This is a genomic window from Microbacterium oleivorans, assembly GCF_001691565.1.
Classification (GTDB): domain Bacteria; phylum Actinomycetota; class Actinomycetes; order Actinomycetales; family Microbacteriaceae; genus Microbacterium; species Microbacterium oleivorans_B.
This window is the reverse complement of sequence record NZ_MAYO01000002.1, coordinates 44434-59542: the sequence shown is the minus strand read 5'-3', so window position 1 is coordinate 59542 and position 15109 is coordinate 44434. Positions and strand designations below refer to the sequence as shown.

The following is a 15109-nucleotide window of genomic DNA, read 5'->3' as shown; positions in this document are numbered from 1 at the left end:
CCACAATCGAAGAAACCCGACCCACCCCGGGCCGACACCAAGAGTCAACCAAACACCAACCAATTGACCAATGGGGAGTCCTCCCCACGTGACAAACACCCCGAGCACCGCCGTCCGATGGGGAGAACACACCATGGACCCTGAGGCCGCCGCGACCATAGTCTGACCTCCACTCAGGGGATGGAGACGCGTGAAATGACCGACGTCAGGATGGACCTCGACAGACTCGAGTCCGCCGCCGAAAGCGCGCGAGGCCTCGCCACGACGTTCGACGAGGCGGAGTCCTTCGCCGATGATTTGGGCTCACTCACCGGGCACGGTGGTCTCAACGACAAGATCGAGGACTTCGGCGGCAAATGGGACATCGCCCGCGAGGACCTCCGCGAAGGTCTGCGCTCCCAGGCCGACTTCATGCAGGCGATCGTCGACACGTTCCGCGACCTCGATCGCACGATGGCCGAGGACGGAGCCCAGCCGTGACAGTCCTTTCCGGCGAGCCCGATCTGCTGACCACACGGGCGGCCCGTCTGACGACGTCCGCCGAGGTGATCCTCGCCGTCGTGCACGAGATGCGCGGCATCGTCGACGACGACCAGGGAGAAGCCGTCCAGGCGCTTCGGGAACAGAACGAGCAGATCGCGTCGGACCTCGAGCGGATCCACCCCCGATACTCCGGCACGGCGTCGGCGGTCACCGAGTACGCCGTGGCTCTGACCGCCGCTCACGACGCGGCGGAGCGAGCGCAGGACGACCTCGACGACGCACTGGAGGAGCAGACGCGGGCGGACAACGCGGTGCGGTCCCTGTCGAACCGCGTGGAGGCAGCTGACGACCCGCCGTCGTCCCTGACGGATCAGCTCCCGGGGGCGCGCCGAGCGGCCCAGACGGCGCAGTCCGCGGTCGACGATGCTCGGATGCGGATCGAGGCAGCACGACAGGACATGATGGATGCCGCCGAGGAGGCGGTCCGTCGCATCGACGACGCCATCGACGCGACCAACGAAGGGTTCTGGGACCGGGTCGGCGATGTGTTCTCGGACATCGGGGACTGGCTGGCCGGCATCGGCGAGTGGATCACCGACTTCCTCGCGGATGTGGTGGCGCTCCTGAAGCGGATCCTCGCCACGATCGTCGCGATCCTCGGTGTCCTGCTGGTGTTCCTCCTGATCCTCGCGATCGGTTGGCTCTTCGGGACGATCGGTCTGATCATCGCCGCCGTGGTCGTCGGCCTGATGGCCGCCTTCCTGCTGGTCAGCATCTTCTCGGACGTCACCAAACCCACGCCGACGGTGACGTCGACCGACCCGTATGCAGATGACCCCCTGAACCGGACCGATCCGCCGACGATGCAGACGGTCCTCGACGGGACGGCCGAGGTCGACACGCTCGGCGGCGAGGAGGAATCGGTCATCCGGATCACGAAGGTCCTGGGTCCCGACGGCTGGCAGTACACCGTGACCCTCCCGAGCACCCAGGAATGGCTGTCCCGGTTCGGCGACAAGGGCGCTGTGAACGACCTCGACAGCAACCTCGCCCTCATGCTGACGCCCGCACTTCAGACGCAGTACGAACGCGCCGTCCTCGAGGCGATGGCACAGGAGGGCATCGGGCCGGATGACCCGGTCATGCTCGTCGGCTTCAGCCAGGGCGGCATCATGGCGGGTCACCTCGCCGCGTACAACACGGACTACAACTGGCAGGCGGTCGTGGCGTCGGGTGCCCCCATCGACCACATGCCCATTCCGGATACCGTGGACGTCGTCTCCGTGCAGCACAACGGCGATCCCGTGCCGAACCTCGACATCGTGACCGGCGATCTCGGCACCGAGCACGGGGCGAACTGGACCAGCATCCGCGTCGCCCCGCCGAACCCCGACCCCGTGCTCGGAGTGGACGTCGGCGCCCACAATGCGGAGAAGTACTCGTCCACGTATCAGGACCATCTCGCCGAGATCCAGGCCACCCACCCCGAGCTGGGGAACTTCTTCACCGAGGATGGCTACACCGATGTGTCGTACTACCGATGGAACGAGTGACGGATGAGACGGATGCGGCGCCCATCCTCTGCGGCAGCGGCGATCCTGATCGGATCGGCCCTGACCGCGAGCCTGACGGGATGCGCGATCGCGGCATCCCCGCCTGCACCCCGAACGACCACTGAGGAGGCTCCCGTGGCGGAGTACGGAAACCTGACCGAAGCACTCTCGGCGGCAGTCCCGCGAATCGCCGGCGTGGAGGGCGCGAGCCAGTCCCGCAACGGCCTGGGCCAGCGCTTCAGCGCGACGCTGATGCTCGACTCGGCTGAACCGTTCACGGCTGACGAGTTGGATGCCGCGGCGCAGGCCATCTGGCGCACCCTGCCCTGGGAGCCCAACGCGATCGCGCTCGTCGCAGGCGCGGAGGGAACAGACGGGCCGACGCCGGTGGACCTCCGATCGGCCGCGGCGGACCTCGAGCCCATGGGGTACACGAACGCGGGTCAGGGCGGCGTCAGCCTGTTCGACATGTCTGCGCGATACGGCGCCTGGGCCGCTTCAGAATGACCGGCAGCGAACTTCGCTTCCGGCTCCCGGGTCGCTGGTTCTCGGTCGATCTCTCGACGGGGGCGGAGACGTCCGCGTCCATCGCGGCGATCGCGCGTGACGCCGTGGGGGTGACCGATGATCGCGCCACGGAGCGAGCCACCGTCCGCCGTCAGCTCCATGAGGCGGTCGCTGCCGGAGCGTCCGGGGACATCCGCGCCCTCATGCTGGCCCATGAGATCACCCCGGGAACTCCACTCCCGGTGACCCTGCTGGTCTTCGAGCCGTCCGATCTGCGGATGAGCCCGGCCATCGGCACCGAACCGCGCACGGTTCTCGGCGTGCTCAGAGAAGCACTGGCGCGCCTCGACCCCGACGCGCGCGACTCACTGGTCGAGGTGGACGGCCCGGGAGTTCCGGCGCTCCGCACCCACCGCGTCGACGACGTGCCCGAAGATGACGACCTGCACGGGACACGCCGTCTGAGCGCGGACTACTGGGTGCCCGTGCCCGAGACGAAGCAGCTTCTCGTCGTGCGGCTCGCCACCCCGCTCGGAGACATCGAGAACCTCATGCTGTCGCTGTTCGACGGGTTCGTCGCCGCTGCCTTCTTCGCAGCGCCTCGGCCGTCAGCTCTCCGAGAGGCGCTTCGACGCTGAGGCGGCGGCCTCGCGGGCCGCCGCCTCAGGTCTCACGAATTCGCCGGCTCGACCGCCGGAAGTGCCGCTGCTTCCACGAGCGGCATCTGCACGACGACAGCGCGACCCGCCTGCACGAACATGCCGCGCCCGGCCGGGAAGTCGGCCCGCTTGATCTTCGGGAACGGCACCTTGAAGACGGCGTCGCCGTCGAAGGCGTCGGGCTTGAGGATGATGCCCTTCCGGCCGCCCTTGAAGTCTCCGATGAGGCCGAACCCGCTCGTGACCTGGTTGACGTCGGCATCGCCGATGAGCAGGTGATCGCTGCGGTTGATCGCCTGGAACAGTGCCTTCAGCGGGCGTTCCGCCGGGGAGTCCGCGAATTGCGGGACGTCCTCGATGACGATCATGAGCCGTTGTCCGAGCGTCTCGTCCACGACCAGTTCCGCCAGTTCCGTCGCGAGTTCCTTCGCGTCGTCGGGGGTCGTCGCGGTCCGCATCCACGGGGCGAACTCTTTGAGCTGCGCGCGCCGCCCGCCGAAGTGGAACAGCTTGATCGTGGGGTCGAGTCGCGTCATAGAGAGGATGAGCGACTTGAGCGCCGTCGTCTTACCGGCCTGCGGCGGTCCGGCGACGATGAAGGTCCCCACCGGGTCGAACTCGCGTGCCGCGAGGGTGTCCTCGGCGACGCCGAGCGCCGGGAACTCGCCGATGCGGTCGGGGAGGTCGCCGGCATCCAGTCGCGTGGGAAGGGCACCGATCTCGGGTACCTCCCGTGCGCCGCGCGCACGCAGCTCCTGTGCGAGCTGGTCGAGGAGCTTGGTCTGCTCGGCGACGTTGGGAGTCCCGCCGAGGACGGCGATCTGGGTCTCCATGCCGTCGACGATCGCCCGGCCCGGTTCGGACCGCTCGTCGAGGACGTCCTTGGGGGCGTTCAGCAGCGCATAAGCGTTGGCGTCCGACAGGCGCAGGATGACGCGACGCGACACGTTCGAGCTGACCGCTGTCGGCACGGATCCCGACCGGTCCGCCGTGGCTACGACGTGGACGCCCAACGGGCGGCCCTCGCCCAGGATCCGCATGAAGGCCTGGTAGAACGGCATCCGCGCGGTCGTCGACTCCCATTCCGCCCGGAACTGCGGCAGTCCGTCCAGCAGCAGGACGATGCGCGCTTCGTCGCGCCCCGTGATCTCGCGGTACTCCGCGATGCTGGACGCGTTGGCGGCGCTGAACCGCTTGCCGCGGTCGTCGAGGACCGCGCCGAGGGACCGCATGATGCGCTGGACGCGCTCGCTGTCGTCGCCGGGGATGATCGATCCGACGTGCGGGAGGGCTTCCAGGCTCTTGAGCGAACCGGAACCGAAGTCGAGGCCGTAGACCTCGACATTCTCGGTCCGACGTCCCATGGCCGCCGAGATGGCGATCGTGCGGAGCACCGACGATTTGCCCGAACCGCTCGTGCCGTACACCAGCATCGATCCGTCACGGTCGGGTTCGAAGTAGACCGCCTCCTGGAGCTGACGCTCGGGGATGTCGGCCTTGCCGAGGAGGATCGCTCCCCGGTTGCCGCCGGGCAGCTCGCGGATGTCGACGTTCGTCGGCAGGTCGTCGAGCCACGGTCGCCGCGGGGCGGGGATGCCGGCCTGGTTCGCGGCGGCGATGAGGGTCGACACGATGCGCTTCTGGTCGTTGGGGCCGGGGTCGACGTCGTGGGATTCGTTCTCCCCGGCATCTTCCAACTCCCACTTCTGAATCGAACCGAAGCGGAGCTCGGCGACCGACACGTCGGCGGCGACGACCTCGTCCGTCGTCCACCCGCCCGCGTAGGCGGACTGGAACGGCGTGAGGCGCCCGGGCCCGGTCTTGGCGATGCCGCGACCGGGGATCGAGGGCGGGAAGCTCGCCGCCACCGGATCGTCGACGACGTCCTTCGAGTCGGATTCGTCGGCCATGCGGAGCGCCACGCGGAGGTTCGTGTTCGCACGCAAGTTGTCTTTGATGACACCCGCAGGACGCTGCGTGGCCATGATGAGGTGGATGCCGAGGGAGCGACCGCGCTGGGCGATGTCGACCACGCCGTCGACGAACTCCGGGACCTCGCCGGCGAGCGCGGCGAACTCGTCGATGACGAGGACGAGGGCGGGCGGGGTGTCGGGGTCGCGACGCTTCTCGAGTTCGAGGAGGTCCTTGGCCTTCTTCCGGTTGAAGAGGTGCTCGCGGTAGTGGAGCTCGGCCCGGAGGCTCGTGAGCGCGCGTCGGACGAGGTGGGGGCTGAGGTCGGTGACGAGACCGACGCAGTGCGGCAGCTCGACGCAGTCGGCGAACGCCGACCCGCCCTTGTAGTCGACGAACAGGAACGTGACCCGGTCGGGACTGTGCGCCGCGGCCATCCCGAGGACCCACGCCTGCAGGAACTCGGACTTGCCGGCACCGGTCGTTCCACCCACGAGCGCGTGCGGCCCCTGCGTGCGGAGGTCGAGTGTCATCGCGTCGGTGGCGCCCTGGCCGACGATGGCGCGGAGATTGCCCGCCTTCTTCAACCGGGGCAGCGTCGCGCCGGATCGGTCGATGATCGTGTTGTTCTCGCGCCACCGCTCGATCGCGAACGCGGGGTCGGCCGCGGTCTCGTTCCCGACCAGGGACAGGAACATGACCGAGTTCGGGATGTCCGACGAGTCCTCGATCACCGTGCTGGAATCCACCACAGGCGCGAGGCGCTTGGCCAGTACGCGCATGAGGTCGTTGGAGACCCCCTCGACCTTGGCCGGGGTGTAGTCCTCACCGCTGCGGACGACGCCGACGTGCGCCTCGTCGAGTCCGCGGGAGACATCGACGAAACTGCGGCAGACGGCCGGCAGAGCTTCGACGACCGGAGCGACGAAGACCCCGTAGATGCCCACGTCGGCGCCGCGCTCGAGCACCTGGGTGAGCCGCGCGCGGTCGACCGGAGCGTCGGCGGTGACGATGACGAGGACCGCGGTCTGGCCGGGGAACGTCGCCTCCTCCGCTGCGCGCCGGACGTCGGTGCCGAAACGCATCGAATCCCAGTCGTCGTCGTACGGCAGGCGCGGGGCGCTCGCGGCTCGGGAGCGCCGCATGACGAGTTCTTCCAGCCCCGACAGAAGGGCGTTACCGGTCGACGCCGAATCAGACAGCGGCATGTCGCGGAAGGGACTGCGTTCGCTCGAGGTGTGCGGGAGCCAGGTGAGCCAGTCCAGCTGTTTCGCCCACTCGGGCTCGGTGAGGGCGACCGCGACGAGTTCGTTCGGCGAGTGCAGGCCGAACAGCTGAGTGCAGATGCCGCGGAGGGCGTCACCTGCTTCACGGTCGGGACCAGCCACACCGATCACGCCGACGCTCTGCAGTGATTCGAGGACCGGGACGTCGTCGATCATGCGGTACCGGTCGCGGAGGCGATCGACACGCTCGACGTACTCCTGCAGCGCCTCGGGCGCATCGGCGCGTTTGATGGTGGTCCGCGACGGAGCCACGCAGGTGCCGAGCCGGACCGCGAGGAAGTTCCAGTGCTCGGGACGGCGGGTCCACAGCATCCCACCCAGCTTCATGGCCTCTTCGAAGACGACGGCGACGGGAGGGACCTCGGCGTTGCGGACCTCCCGCTCACGCGGCCGCTCGCGGTAGAGGGTCTCTTCGAGCTCCTCGAAACCGCGCTCGAAGATCTCTCCCTCCTTCCGGATGCGCTGACCGATCTGCGTACGTTGCGAGATGAAGTTGCCGAGCATCATCATCGGCGTCATCGCGACGATGAACAGGGCCTGGGGCCGGTTGAAGACGAAGTACATCGTGACGCCGAGGAGAATCGGTGCCACCAGCATCGGCCACGGGAACAGCCGCGCCATCGGCTCCTTCGGCATACGCGGCTCGTCGAGCTCCGCACCGACGTACCGCGGTTCGACTCGAGGGCTCCGGTTGAACAGCAGCGCACCGCCGCGCTCGAGCACGGGGTCCTTCTCGACCGGGGCGAAATCGGGCACGAGCTGGACGACCAGGTCGGAGTCGCCGAGGGTGAAGCGCTGACCCGGGATGACGTTCAGGCGCGGGACGAGCCCGCCGTCCACGACGATGCCGTTCGCCGAGTTGAGGTCGACGAGCTCGACGCCGCCGGAGCCCACCTCGATGCGGGCGTGCCGCTTCGAGACGAGCGGCTCGTCGAGGACGATGTCTGCGCTCGCGGCGCGCCCGATCGTGAAGTGCCCCTTGGGCAGCGGGATCTCGCGTCCGGTGAGCGGTCCCCCCACGATGTGCAGGACGGCAGCAGCAGGACCGCCGCCGCCGCGGTTGGGAACGTGGTCGGGCCCGAGGTTGACGACCGTCGCGATGAAGCCGGAACCGACCGCCGCATCGCTGATGAGCGTGCCCGGGTCGAGGAGGACGTGATCGTTCGACGTCGGTGGCGCGACGGTCAGGGTGACGATGTCGTCGGGCCCGGCGATGACCTCGCGCGCCGGATCGGTCTCGATGATCCGGCGCGCGACGTCCTGGACGGTCGCGGTCGTGTCCGCCGTGACCACGACGTCGATCGTCCGCGAGTCGCGACGCTGCAGGGTCAGTTTCAGTCTCATCGGGGGGTCCTCATCGGCCGGAGATCAGGTGAGGCGGACCGACGCGTGCCGGTCGCCGAATCGCAGGGTGTCGCCGGAGCGGAGCGTCGCGGGGACACCGGCGTCGAGCTCGGTCTCGGCTCCATCGCGGATGACGCCGCTGCCGTTCGTGGACCCGAGGTCGACGGCGACGAGCGCGTCGTCGATCCACCGGAGCGCGACATGGGTCTTCGAGACGGACTTGGTCGAATCGGCCACGGCGATCGGTGCCGCACCGGCATCCGCTCCGGCGACGGACGGTGCGCGGCCGAGAACCGCGCCCGTGGCGGGAACGTCGAGCTGCTCACCCGAATCGAGGACGAGGGATGCCGTCAGTGCGGCACCAGCCGAGGGCATCAGGTCCGGGGCGGACCACGTCGTCGAGGTCGCCCCGGGGAGCAGGGTCTCGGCGGGAGCGATCGACGCCGAGGATGTCGCAGGCTCCTCGATCGACTCGGGGCGCGGGGTGGATTCCGGTGCCGGCGCGGGCTCCGGTGCCGGCGCGGCAGTCGGGACCGGCGTGGCGGTCGGAGCGGGCGGCTCCGCTGCCTGCCGCGCGAGCACGACGGGTTCCCTTGTGGGGGGCGCGATGTCGCGCGCGGAGTCCACGGCGAACGGCGACTCCTGGATGGGCGCGAAGGGCCCCTCTTCGGCGGCGGACCGCTCGCCGCCCCCGGCCCGTTCCTTCGGTGCCCCGAGGACGCCGCCGCGGTTGCGTGCGACGGGGATGTAGACGTCGGTCGCCGGCCCGCTGACGGGGGTCGCGAGCGAGGGCAGCGAAGCCTTCTCGTCGCGGAGGTCGGTGGCGAGCGTCTTCCGAGCGATGCGCATCCGCTTCGCGTCGTACGGGTTCAGACCCTTGCGGATGTCGACGAGGTAGGTCTGTGCCGCGAGATCGGGCCATCCTCGGCGCCGACGGTCGGGGTCGAAGAGCGGAGACAGAGCGATGACCAGCAGTGCCCCGATCACCGGGACGAGAAGACTCGCGACCTGGACCAGATAGCGCACGACCGCTCCTCGCCAGAACCGAGGACGTTCGAGCGTCTTGACGTTGACGGCGCGGAGGCCCGTGAAGGCCTTGCCGAGGGTGACGCCGCGTCGGCCGAGGAGGATCAACTGCACGAGAAGGAAGACGGTCGTGAGAGCGTACGGGACGACCGCGGAGACGACGACCCAGACGGCATCCGGTCGTCCGAAGATGGCATCGGCAGGATCCGCCGATCCCACGGCGCCGATGATCGCGGGGAGGGCGATGAGGAGCATGGGCAGCTGCAGCAGCCCGATGAACAGGCCTTCGATGACCATCGCGAGGACCCGTCGTCCGATCGGCGCGGGCACGAGCCCCAGCCCGGCGGCGTACTCGGGACGCGGGCGACCGCGTTCGTCGAGCCCCTCGATGGCGCGCGGACCATCCTCGATCTCCCAGATCACCTGATCGAACCTCCTCGAATCCCCGGCATCGAGACTAACGGTTGGAGGAATCCGCGTTGACGGGAGAACTCCCCCTTGACCGCGGGGGTCTTCTCCGCCAAGGCTGGGTCATCCCGACGCACGCTCCCAGGACAGGTCGACGTCGCGGATCCGCCGTGACGGAGACGTCCGCGACACCCAGCCGAGCGGAACGACGTGCAGCGCGGATGCCGTCACGGGCGCCCCCTCGGTCACCAGGACGAGCGCCCTCCCACCCGACGCCCACCAATCGGCGCGGCGGACGTCCTGCGCGAGGAGCGCAGCGACGTAGGCGTTCGGCCGGGCGCCCGCGAGATCGATGGACAGTCCGTTGCCGTGACGGAACTCGCAGGCGATGCGGATGCCGCGCCAGAGCTCGCTGGCTCGCTGCCGGTGCTCCGTCCCCATCGGTCCCGTCGACAGCGGCACGATCCACGCCTCACGGCGGGAGAGAACGGGCACACCGTCGAGCAGCGCGTCGCCCACGGGCGGGGCCCCGGGAGGCACCAGCCGCGTCTCGACCGCCTCCACGATCCGGTCGCCGATCGCCAGCATGCTCTCGCGCACGATTCCCGCGCCGCCCGCGAGCCATTCCGCTCCGGTGTCTCCGGGGGCGCTCATGCGATCGCTCGGCGACGACTCAGTGGAAGAAGTGACGCTCGCCCGTGAAGTACATCGTCACGCCCGCAGCCTGCGCCGCGTCGATGACCTCCTGGTCGCGCACGGATCCACCGGGCTGGATGATCGTCGTGATCCCGGCATCCAGCAGCACCTGCGGCCCGTCCGCGAACGGGAAGAAGGCATCGGATGCCGCGACCGACCCGGCCGCACGGTCCCCGGCGCGCTCCACGGCGAGACGGCACGAATCGACGCGGTTGACCTGGCCCATGCCGATTCCGACCGTGGCCGAGTTCTTCGCCAGGACGATCGCGTTGGACTTGACCGCGCGGCAGCTCTTCCAGGCGAACGACAGGTTCTCGAGCTGGTCGTCCGCGGGGCGTTCACCCGAGACGAGCTGCCACGAGTCCACGAGCGATTCGATCTCGTTCGGGAAGCGGTCGGCGTCCTGCAGCAGCAGTCCGCCCGAGACCAGGCGCACGTCCATGGGCTCCTGGCGCCAGTCGGCCGGGAGCTGCAGCACGCGCAGGTTCTTCTTGAGGCGGAACACCTCGAGCGCCTCGGGCTCGAAGTCGGGCGCCACGATCACTTCGGTGAAGATGTCGCGGAGGTTCTCGGCCATCTTGAGCGTCACGGTCCGGTTGGCGGCGATGACGCCGCCGAACGCCGACACGGGGTCGCACTCGTGCGCGCGGAGGTGCGCTGACGCGATCGCGTCGAGCGCCTGCGGCGCACCGATCGCGATGCCGCACGGGTTGGCGTGCTTGATGATGGCGACAGCCGGCTTGACGAGGTCGAACGCCGCCCGGAGCGCGGCATCTGCGTCGACGTAGTTGTTGTACGACATCTCCTTGCCCTGCAGCTGGGTCGCCTGCGCGATGCCGTGACCGCCGACGCGTGTGTAGATCGCCGCCCGCTGGTGCGAGTTCTCGCCGTAGCGGAGCGTCGCGAGACGCTCGGCCTTGATCGTCAGGTGCTGGGGGAGATCGCCGTCGCCTTCGAGGGTCTCCTCGGCGAACCACGCGGCGACGGCCCGGTCGTACGCGGCCGTGTGGGCGAATGCGCGCGCCGCGAGCTCGCGTCGCTGGACGAGGGTCGTGCCGCCCTGGCCGAGGGCGTCGACGATCGCCGGGTAGGACTCGGGCGAGACCGCGATGGCGACGTTGGCGAAGTTCTTCGCCGACGCGCGGACCATGGCGGGACCGCCGATGTCGATCTGTTCGACGACGGCGTCGCCCTGCGCCCCGGAGGCCACCGTCTCGACGAACGGGTACAGGTTCACGACGACGAGTTCGAAGGGCAGGATGCCGAGCTCGCCGAGCTGCGTCTCGTGGTCCTCGAGGCGGAGGTCGGCCAGGAGACCCGCGTGCACGCTCGGGTGGAGCGTCTTCACGCGTCCGCCGAGCGACTCGGGGAAGCCGGTGACCTCGGACACGTCCTTCACCGCGATGCCGGCATCGCGCAGCAGCGCCGCAGACCCACCCGTCGAGACGATCTCGACGTCAGCGGCGGCGAGCGCCTGCCCGAGCTCGAGGAGCCCGGTCTTGTCGCTCACCGAGACGAGCGCGCGGCGGACGGGCACGACATCGCGTGCGCGGTACAGGGACGGGTCGATCTGCGGGCCGGCCATGGCGGAACTCCTCGGGTCGGGGGCGTTCGGTGTCGATTGGGGGTCAGGCGTTCAGGGCGAGTTCGCCGGTCGCGATGCGACGGACGACGTCGATGAGCAGGCGGCGTTCCACCGGCTTGATGCGCTCGTGGAGGGTGTGCTCGGTGTCGTCCGGCAGAACGGCGACCCGCTCCTGCGCCAGGATCGGCCCGGTGTCCACGCCGTCATCCACGACGATGACGCTCGCGCCGGTCTCCGCGGCGCCGGCCGCGAGGGCGTCCCGGACGCCATGAGCGCCCGGGAACTCGGGCAGATACGCGGGGTGCGTGTTGATGAGGCGCGGGGCCCAGGCCGCGACGACGGCTGCCGGCAGCAGCCGCATGAGTCCGCTCAGCACGACGAGGTCGGGTTGCCAGACGTCGAGGTGGGCGAGCAGTTCCTCGCCCCACGCCTCGCGGCTCTCGAACTCCAGGAAGGGGACCATGAAGGTCGGGATGCCGTATGCCTCCGCATGAGCGAAGCCATCGGCCTGCCGGTCGGCGCCGACGACGATCACGCGGGCGGGGAAACCGGGCTCGCTGGCGGCTTCCAGGAGGGCACGCAGATTGGATCCCGTGCCCGAGATGAGGACGGCGACCGTGAGCACCGGGTCAGTCTAGCGGGGTCGTCGGGAACTCATCCGGCGACGCCGGAGCGACGGGCTCTCGACGGGTCACCGCAGCGGATGCGGGTGCCGTCGCGTCCCGCTGGACGTCCGCGGCAGCGCGGTATCCGTCCCTGTCGCTGTCCTCGCCCCGTGGGGAGAAGAGCACGACGGCGGCTCCGAGGGCGACTTCGACGGCGGCGACCAGGGCGACCGCCCACGGTTCGGGACCCACGTGCGCGAGTCGCCCCGGCCCGATCGAGCCCTGCGCGGCCCACGCCAGCACCGCGACGACGAGGCCCGTACCGAGAGCCAGCGTCGAGAGGGCCACGACGCGCGGGCGCAGCGGCTCCGCATCCGCCCTCGAACCGATCAGCAGCGACCCGCGCGCCACGGCGCCGGCGAGAGCACCCATGCCGACCACCATCAGCGCGAGCAGCAGCAGCCACGGCGAGGTCGAGTCGGGGAGGACGCCCAGGACCGGGATGCCGGGCACGACGCCCAGGCTCGTCCCGGCCGGCGACACCGCGGTGCCGGTTCCGATGGCGAAGCCCGGTCCGACCGCGAAGCCCGCGAACCAGAGGATGAGGGTGGGCAGGTAGAGGAGGCTGCCGAGGGCGAGGACGACCACGCCGACGAGGTCGGTCTGCGCCGCTTGCGTCAGCGCGATGACCTCCCCGCCTCGGACGAAGAAGAGGACGGCGAGGACGACGGCGCCGAGGCCGATGAATCCCGCGACGGCGATCGCCACGCCGCGGACACCCGCGTCGACGGCGTTCTGCACGTCGTCGGGGAGCCGCTCCGACACGGCGTCCACCAGGCCGTCGTCGCCGTCGCTCCAGGCACGGACGAGCGCCCCCAGGAGCGCGGGCACCGCGAACACGAGTGCGGGGCCGGCGACGGCGGGGAGGATATCGACCGCCGCGACGTCGGCGTGGCCGGTCAGGGCGATGATCGTCGACAGGAGCGCGACCGCGACCGTTCCGGCGAGAACACCCGTCAGCCACGCGCCGGCTCGTGCGGCGCGAGCGCCCGAACGCCACGCCGAGAACGCTGTGACCGCCGCCAACGCGGTCGGCGCGAGCGAGATCGCGAAGTCGGCGCCCTTGGCCGGCAGCCCCGCGAGGGCGACCAGTTCTGCCGGGAGCGACACCGCGACCGGAGCGAAGTGACCCAGCTGCCAGATCGTCGCCGCGGCGGGCCAGAGCGCCGCCCAGTCGGCATCCCCGCCGATCCCGAACACCCACACGAGCGTGAGGGGCGCGAGCACGATGCCGACACCGACCGCGACGGCCACAAGGGCGTCGACGGCGGCGAGGAGGGAGACGAGCAGGCGATTCACAACGAACCGACCTTACCCGCGCGGGACCCGCTCCCCCGGCTCCCGCACCGGGCGCGCGAGCACCCACTACCCTCGGAGGGTGAACAGCACGACTTCCCGCGCGTCCCGCGGGGCCGCAGCCCCGGCATCCACCTCTTTCCTCGACCGCTACTTCGACATCACCGGCCGCGGTTCCACTCTCGGCACGGAGATCCGTGGCGGCATCGTCACGTTCGTGACGATGGCCTACATCGTCATCCTGAACCCGATCATCCTCTCGACTCCCGACGTCGACGGCGTGACCCTGCCCGGCACCGCCGTGGCGACCTCCACCGCCCTCACCGCCGGTGTCATGACGATCCTCTTCGGTCTCGTCACGCGCCTTCCGTTCGCGTTCGCGGCCGGCCTCGGCATCAATGCGTTCCTCGCCTTCTCGGTCGTCGGCCAGGTCACGTGGGGCGAGGCCATGGCGCTCGTCGTCATCAACGGTCTGATCATCGTGCTGCTCGCGGCCACCGGCCTCCGCAAGATGATCTTCGACGCCGTCCCCGTGCAGCTGAAGCTCGCCATCACGGTCGGCATCGGTCTGTTCATCGCCTTCATCGGCTTCGTCAACGCGGGCTTCGTCACCGCGACGGGGAACGCCTCTCCCCCGCTCGACCTCGGCGTCGGCGGCTCGATCACGACGATCAGCACGGTCATGTTCGTCGTCACGCTCTTCCTCTCCGGCATCCTGATGGCCCTGCGCGTCAAAGGCGCCCTCCTCATCGGCCTGGTCGGCGGCACGGTCATCAGCTACATCGTCAACGCGATCTGGCCCACGGCCCTCGGGCTCGAGGTCAGCGGGCTGGAGATCGTCGCCCTCCCGAACTTCGAGCTCGTCGGCAAGATCGACTTCGGCTTCGACTGGGCGAAGATCGGCATCGTGTCGGTCGTCATGATCGTCTTCACGCTCGTGTTCTCGAACTTCTTCGACGCGATGGGGACCATGACGGGCCTCGCGAAGGAGTCCGGTCTCGCGAACGACAAGGGCGACTTCCCGCGCATCAAGTCGGCCCTGATCGTCGAGGGCGTCGGCGCGATCGCCGGTGGTGCGACGTCATCGTCGTCGGCGACCGTGTTCGTCGAGTCGGGTTCGGGCATCGGCGAGGGTGCTCGCACGGGGCTCGCGAACGTTGTGACGGGTGTGCTCTTCCTGCTGGCGATGTTCTTCACGCCGCTCACCTCGATCGTCCCCGGCTACGTCGCCGCCGCCGCGCTCGTGCTCGTCGGTGCGCTCATGCTCGCGCAGATCAAGAACATCGATCTGAGCGACTTCAGCGTCCTGCTGCCGGTGTTCCTCACCGCGACCGTCATGCCGCTGACCTACTCGATCGCCAACGGCATCGGCGCCGGCTTCATCAGCTGGGTCGTCGTGAACGTCTTCGCCCGCAAGGCCAAGCAGGTCCACTGGCTGCTGTGGGTCGTCGCCGCCGGCTTCGTGATCTACTTCGCGCGCGGCCCGATCGAGGCGCTCATCGGCGCCTGACCCCGTTCGCTGCCCCGAGGTCCCGATCGGGCCGGATATGCCTCGCGCATTCCCGGCCGGATCGGGACCTCGCTCGTTGCGGCGGTGTTCTGGGGACGCGAACGGTCGCGCTACGCGGGATGCCGCGGCACGATGCGTCCCCGGAGTCGCGCGCCGTGCGTCCCCTGCCCCGAGCCGGGA

11 protein-coding genes are annotated in these 15109 nt (G+C 69.7%); 5 read left to right on the top strand and 6 right to left on the bottom strand.

Features of this window, described 5'->3' with window-relative positions:
* Positions 1–195: 195 nt before the first annotated feature.
* The 4 genes from BBA86_RS00545 to BBA86_RS00530 all read left to right on the top strand — a co-directional run bounded on the left by BBA86_RS00545 (position 196) and on the right by BBA86_RS00530 (position 3181).
* Entirely contained in the window at positions 196–480 is a 285-nt protein-coding gene (locus BBA86_RS00545; RefSeq protein ID WP_065569757.1) for a hypothetical protein, read from the top strand.
* Entirely contained in the window at positions 477–2036 is a 1560-nt protein-coding gene (locus tag BBA86_RS00540; RefSeq protein ID WP_065569756.1) for a hypothetical protein, read from the top strand. Before BBA86_RS00545 ends, BBA86_RS00540 begins: the two co-directional genes overlap by 4 nt.
* A 135-nt stretch (positions 2037–2171) precedes the next feature.
* Positions 2172–2543 carry a hypothetical protein gene (locus BBA86_RS00535; protein WP_141677815.1) on the top strand — a complete coding sequence of 124 codons (372 nt, stop codon included), beginning with the start codon at positions 2172–2174 and terminating at the stop codon, positions 2541–2543.
* A complete protein-coding gene (locus BBA86_RS00530; protein WP_065569754.1) occupies positions 2540–3181 on the top strand; it encodes a hypothetical protein in 642 nt (213 codons plus the stop codon). Before BBA86_RS00535 ends, BBA86_RS00530 begins: the two co-directional genes overlap by 4 nt.
* Before the next feature lie 32 nt (positions 3182–3213).
* Here BBA86_RS00530 and BBA86_RS00525 read toward each other — a convergent pair whose 3' ends face one another.
* The 6 genes from BBA86_RS00525 to BBA86_RS00500 all read right to left on the bottom strand — a co-directional run bounded on the left by BBA86_RS00525 (position 3214) and on the right by BBA86_RS00500 (position 13422).
* Positions 3214–7743: an FtsK/SpoIIIE domain-containing protein gene (locus BBA86_RS00525; protein WP_065569753.1), complete on the bottom strand. Its 4530-nt coding sequence runs from the start codon at positions 7741–7743 to the stop codon at positions 3214–3216.
* Between the two features lie 24 nt (positions 7744–7767).
* Positions 7768–9192, bottom strand: a complete 1425-nt coding sequence (locus BBA86_RS00520) for an RDD family protein (protein WP_065569752.1) — start codon at positions 9190–9192, stop codon at positions 7768–7770.
* Positions 9193–9300: 108 nt separating this feature from the next.
* Positions 9301–9831, bottom strand: coding sequence for a hypothetical protein (locus BBA86_RS00515; RefSeq protein WP_065569751.1), 531 nt, complete (start codon positions 9829–9831; stop codon positions 9301–9303).
* 19 nt (positions 9832–9850) lie between these two features.
* Entirely contained in the window at positions 9851–11458 is a 1608-nt protein-coding gene (gene purH / locus BBA86_RS00510; RefSeq protein ID WP_065569750.1) for a bifunctional phosphoribosylaminoimidazolecarboxamide formyltransferase/IMP cyclohydrolase, read from the bottom strand.
* A 43-nt stretch (positions 11459–11501) separates the two neighbouring features.
* Positions 11502–12083, bottom strand: coding sequence for a phosphoribosylglycinamide formyltransferase (gene purN, locus BBA86_RS00505; protein ID WP_065569749.1), 582 nt, complete (start codon positions 12081–12083; stop codon positions 11502–11504).
* Positions 12084–12087: 4 nt separating this feature from the next.
* On the bottom strand, positions 12088–13422 hold the full coding sequence (locus BBA86_RS00500; RefSeq protein ID WP_065569748.1) for a DUF6350 family protein: 1335 nt from the start codon (positions 13420–13422) through the stop codon (positions 12088–12090).
* Positions 13423–13501: 79 nt separating this feature from the next.
* Between BBA86_RS00500 and BBA86_RS00495 the strand changes: the two genes are divergently transcribed.
* Positions 13502–14929: an NCS2 family permease gene (locus BBA86_RS00495; protein WP_065569747.1), complete on the top strand. Its 1428-nt coding sequence runs from the start codon at positions 13502–13504 to the stop codon at positions 14927–14929.
* Positions 14930–15109 lie beyond the last annotated feature (180 nt).